This window comes from Bradyrhizobium sp. (assembly GCF_019242285.1).
Classification (GTDB): domain Bacteria; phylum Pseudomonadota; class Alphaproteobacteria; order Rhizobiales; family Xanthobacteraceae; genus Bradyrhizobium.
On sequence record NZ_JAFAVV010000507.1, the window covers coordinates 1 to 5001 of the forward strand.

General features: G+C 63.5%; 6 protein-coding genes. All 6 read left to right on the top strand.

Annotated features, from left to right (window positions below):
- On the top strand, positions 1–177 hold a 177-nt coding region (locus JOY90_RS20105; RefSeq protein ID WP_291692859.1), incomplete at its 5' end, for an SDR family oxidoreductase.
- A 150-nt stretch (positions 178–327) separates the two neighbouring features.
- Positions 328–1527 carry an ABC transporter substrate-binding protein gene (locus JOY90_RS20110; RefSeq protein ID WP_291692854.1) on the top strand — a complete coding sequence of 400 codons (1200 nt, stop codon included), beginning with the start codon at positions 328–330 and terminating at the stop codon, positions 1525–1527.
- Positions 1528–1539: 12 nt separating this feature from the next.
- Positions 1540–2421 carry a branched-chain amino acid ABC transporter permease gene (locus tag JOY90_RS20115; protein ID WP_291692855.1) on the top strand — a complete coding sequence of 294 codons (882 nt, stop codon included), beginning with the start codon at positions 1540–1542 and terminating at the stop codon, positions 2419–2421.
- A complete protein-coding gene (locus JOY90_RS20120) occupies positions 2418–3440 on the top strand; it encodes a branched-chain amino acid ABC transporter permease (RefSeq protein WP_291692856.1) in 1023 nt (340 codons plus the stop codon). The genes JOY90_RS20115 and JOY90_RS20120 overlap by 4 nt, the downstream gene beginning before the upstream one ends.
- Before the next feature lie 49 nt (positions 3441–3489).
- Positions 3490–4170: an ABC transporter ATP-binding protein gene (locus JOY90_RS20125; RefSeq protein ID WP_291692857.1), complete on the top strand. Its 681-nt coding sequence runs from the start codon at positions 3490–3492 to the stop codon at positions 4168–4170.
- On the top strand, positions 4167–4874 hold the full coding sequence (locus tag JOY90_RS20130) for an ABC transporter ATP-binding protein (protein WP_291692858.1): 708 nt from the start codon (positions 4167–4169) through the stop codon (positions 4872–4874). Before JOY90_RS20125 ends, JOY90_RS20130 begins: the two co-directional genes overlap by 4 nt.
- Positions 4875–5001: the final 127 nt, after the last annotated feature.

A 5001-nucleotide genomic window follows, 5' to 3' on the forward strand; every position in this document is an offset into this window, starting at 1 on the left:
ACGGCGAACGCGATCGGCAACGCCAAGTTCAGCGGCAACGTCATGCCGCGCATCCCGATGCGCCGCTGGGGCACCGGGGAGGATTTCGGGGGCATCGCGGTCTACCTGATGAGTCCGGCCAGTGCCTATCACACCGGGGACAGCTTCGTGATCGACGGCGGGTATTCGCTGTTCTGAGCGCCCCTCCGATTCACCCCACCCCCATCCGCCCGAAGGCGCCCCAGGGCAATGGTCTTGCGCGTGCTTGACGGTCATTAACAAAGCGAGTGATGCTAGATGGAACGCTAAGCCGTAAGCACCGGGAATAAATATCGACGGGGGGACAACATGCGACGCATGGGCGCCTTGGTTGTCGCTTGCGCCGCGGCAGCACTGGCGCCGTGGGGCGCCGCCGCGGAGAGCACGATCCGGATCGGGTTTCCCATGCCCCTCTCCGGGCCGGCGGCGGTCTATGGCGTGCCGGTCACAAAGGGCGCGGAATTGGCGGTCGCGGACATCAATGCCCAGGGTGGCGTCCTCGGCCGCAAGCTCGAACTGCTCGAACGGGACAGCAAGGCCAACGCGGACGAGGCGGTGCGACTGTCACGCGAGCTGATCCTGAAGAACAATGCCGATTTCTTGATCGGGACGCTCACCTCCTCGGAAGCGCCGGCCGTTTCGACGATCGCGAAGGAAAACAAGATCGTCTTCATCGCCCCAACTGCCAAGACGATTCAGCTTACCGGGCCGGCGAATCTGCACCCCTACATCTTCCGGCTCGCCTCCAACACCGATATCGAAGGACGCACCGGCGCCACGCTTGTGGCGCGCTGGAAGGACGTCAAGAGGGTCGCGACGATCGCCCCGGATTACGCCTACGGCCGAGACGCGGTCGCTGCGTTCATAGACTTTATCAAGAAGGCCAGGCCGGACATCGAGATCGTCGACCAACAATGGCCAAAGCTGGGGCAGAGCGACTTCACGCCGTTCATCAACGCGCAGATGGGCAAGCGTCCGGATGCCGTTTTTTGCGATGTCTATGGGGGCGATTTCGTAACCCTCGCCAAACAGGCGGGACCGCTTGGCTACTTCAAGGCGATCAACTATCGACTGGCGGATGGCGGCGAGGTGGGGTCGGTTGACGAGGCGCGAGCGCTTGGCGCCGACTATCCGTTTGGCCTTTGGTCCGACGCCTACGACCCGGTGGTCTGGTCGGGCGACGAGCCGCCGGAGCACAAGGCGTTTGTCGAGCACCTGCGCGCCTTCACGAAGGATCCGTACGGCTCGGGTTGGGCGATCATGGGCTACAGCGCCGTCGAGGCACTTGCCGCCGGCATGAAGAAGGCGGGGAGCACGGATTCCGACAAGGTATCCAAGGCGCTGCTTGGGCTCACCTTCGATACTCCGGTTGGCAAGCGCACGTTCAACACCGCCACGCACGAGACGGACAGCGGCGAGTTCTGGGGGGAGATGGTCAAGGACGAGCATTACCCGTTTGCCATCATGAAGGAGCCCAAATATCTGGCCCAAGGTCCGCTCACGAACTGACGGCGCGACCGCGTGCCGGCATCCTTTCTGTTCGGCCAGTTCCTCGGCGGCCTTACCACCGCGATGTTCCTGTTCCTCATCGCCTCGGGCCTGTCGCTCGTGTTCGGCGTCATGCGCGTCCTCAACTTCGCGCATGGCTCGTTTTACATGCTGGGCGCCTACCTCGCCTGGCAGGTCGTGCAATGGCTGACGTCAAGCGGGTACGGATTCTGGATCGCGGTCGTCGCCGCAGCCGCGGGCGTGGCCATACTCGGCGGAGTGATAGAGAGGCTGCTGTTTCGCCATCTCTACGGCCGCGAGGAACTGTACCAACTGCTGTTCACCTACGCGCTGGTGCTGATCCTCGGAGACGCCGCCAAGGCCATCTGGGGCACCCAACAGCTCTCGGTGTCGCGGCCCGCGATCCTTGCCGGCGGCGTCGAGGTCTTCCATACCGTACTCCCATTCTACAACCTTTTCATCATGGCGCTTGGCCCGGCGGTCGCGGTCGGCGTTTGGCTCGTGCTGACGCGCAGCACGGCGGGCCGCCTGGTCCGGGCGGCGGCGCTCGATCGCGAGATGCTCGCTGTTCTGGGCGCGAATGTCGGCGTCATCTACACTGGCATGTTCGTGGCCAGCTCGTTCCTCGCCGGTCTGTCAGGCGCGCTCGTCACGCCGATTCAAAGCATCGTGCCGGGCATGGATGTCGAAATCATCGTCGAGGCGTTCATCGTCGTGGTGATCGGCGGCCTCGGCTCGTTCTGGGGCACGTTTTGGGGATCGGTCCTCTATGGCCAGGTCCTCTCCTTCGGCATCCTGATTTTCCCGAGCTTTTCGCTGTTCTCGGTGTTTGCCCTGATGGCGGTGATCCTGATCATCCGCCCCTGGGGCCTGTTTGGGCGGCCTGTCAGATGACAGCCGAACGCCGTGCCCGGACAGGGATGACGGTGCCCTGGTCCGGCAATCGCATCCCGTGGACGCTTATGGTGTTCCTGGCCGCGCTATGGGTGCCTTGGCTCGGCTCGCGCTATGACACCTTCCTCGGCACACAGATCGCCATCGACGCGCTCTTTGCCGTCAGCCTGAACCTGCTGCTCGGCACGACCGGCCTCGTTTCGTTCGGGCACGTCGCCTATTTCGGCATCGGCGCCTATATCTGCGGCATTCTCATGAAGACCTATGGCGTGCCGTTTGCGCTCGCCCTTCCGGCGGCGTGGCTCGGCGCGGCCGGATTTGCACTCGTCTTCGGCTTTTTCTGCGTCCGGCTCACCAAGATTTATTTCGCGATGTTGACGCTGGCGTTCTCCCAAATCGCGTGGGCAATCTGCTTCAAATGGAACGGCGTCACGGGCGGCGACCAGGGATTGCCCGACGTGCCGTACCCGGACCTCGACTGGATGTCGGCCCTCCCCGGCCTGGACGGGTTGCGCGTCAGCGACCGCTTCTACCTGCTTACCCTGGCGCTAGTGGCTGTGTCGCTGGCTGCGTTGCGTCGGATCATTGGTTCGCCATTCGGCCGCATGCTGACGGCAATACGCGAAAACCCGGAGCGCGCCGCCTTCATTGGCGTCAACGTGCGCCGATACGAACTAGCCGCCTTCGTCGTCGCTGGCGGGTTTGCTGGCCTGGCCGGGGCGCTGTTTGGCATCTTTAACCGGGGCGTGTTCGCCGACTACCTCTATTGGACGAAATCGGCCGAGGTCATGATCATGGCCATTCTTGGCGGCATGGAGCACTTCTGGGGACCGGTGGTGGGCGCGGCCACGCTGGTCATGCTCAACCAGCAGATCACCTCCTATACCGAGTACTGGCCGTTTGTCCTCGGCGTGATCCTATTGGTGCTGCTCTTTGCCTTCCCCGGCGGCATCGTCGGCGGGCTTGTCGCCGGGGTCAATTGGCTGCGTCGGCGCGGTGGAGGGCGGCAATCTGCTTGAAGTACGTGGCCTAAGCAAAATATTTGACGGATTCGCGGCCGTCTCGGAGGTGACGCTCGCCATCGCGGCCGGCGAGATCGCGGCCGTCATCGGCCCGAACGGCGCCGGAAAATCAACGCTCTTCAATCTTATCACCGGCCACGTGCGGCCCACGAGCGGCCAGGTGCTGCTCGGCGGCCGCGACATCACCGGAATGCCGCCGCACCGAATCAGCGGCATAGGGATTGGCCGCTCGTTCCAGAGGGCCAACATCTTTTCGCGCCTCACCGTGTTCGAGAACGTCCAGGCAGCCCTGCTCTCTCACCGTGGATGCGGGCGCGACTTTTGGTCACGCTCGGAAACGTTTTACCGCGAGGAGGCGCGCGCGCTTCTCGACTCCACTGGCCTCCTCGGGCAGGCGCAGGCGATCGCCGGAACCCTGTCTTACGGCAACCAGAAGCAAATTGAGCTCGGTATCGCCCTCGCGGGTGATCCAAAGATCTTGCTGCTCGACGAACCAACAGCGGGCATGTCGGCAGCGGAGACACGCGAAACGCTCGCCCTACTCAAGCGCATCGCCCGCGAGCGCAGCCTGACCCTGCTGTTCACAGAACATGACATGGAGTTTGTGTTCTCGATTGCGCAAAAGATCGCGGTCATGCACCAGGGCCGCATCGTTGTCGAAGGCAGCCCCGCGACCATCCGCGCCGATGCCGAGGTGCGCCGGATCTATCTTGGCTCAGTGCAATGAGTGCGCTGCTCGAGCTCCGGGACGTTCACACCGCGTATGGCTTGTCCCAGGTGCTGTTCGGGATTTCCCTTGAGTTAGCGGCCGGGGAATGCGTGTGCCTGCTCGGACGCAACGGTGTGGGCAAGACCACGACCATGCGCTCGGTCATGGGACTGACGCCGCCTTCGGCCGGTCGCATCCGCTTCAAGGAGCGCGACATCACTGGCAAGGCACCCTACCGCATCGCCCGCTCCGGGATCGGCTTCGTGCCAGAGGACCGCCGCATCTTTGCCGAGCTTACCGTTTGGGAGAATCTCGACGTCGCCCGGCGGGCGGCGAAACGCCCCGGTCGTTGGTCGATCGATGCGGTGTTCGACCTCTTTCCCGTGCTCGCTGGACTGAGGGATCGGCTGGGAGGTTATCTGTCCGGCGGCGAGCAGCAGATGCTGACGATCGCCCGCACGCTCATGGGCAACCCCGAGCTCTTGTTGCTCGACGAGCCGTCGGAGGGATTGGCGCCGTTGGTTGTGCAAGTTCTCCTCGACAAGATCGGCGAGCTTCGCAACCAGGGATTGACGATCCTGCTCGCCGAGCAGGGCGTGGGCTTCTCGCTTGGGCTCGCCGACCGCGTCTACGTGCTTGAGAAGGGCTGCATCCGATTCACCGGTCCGGCCGCGGTGCTGCGCGAAGACGTGGCATTGCGAAACCAACTGCTGGCACTCTAGCTGTCCGGTTGTGACACCTCCTTGGCGCGGTCAGCGATCAGGCGGGCCTTGGTGATCTCGGTGCGTGTCAACGTAGTTGCCGCTCGGATTGTGTAATGATCTTCCTTATCTGAGCGGTCATCCTCCT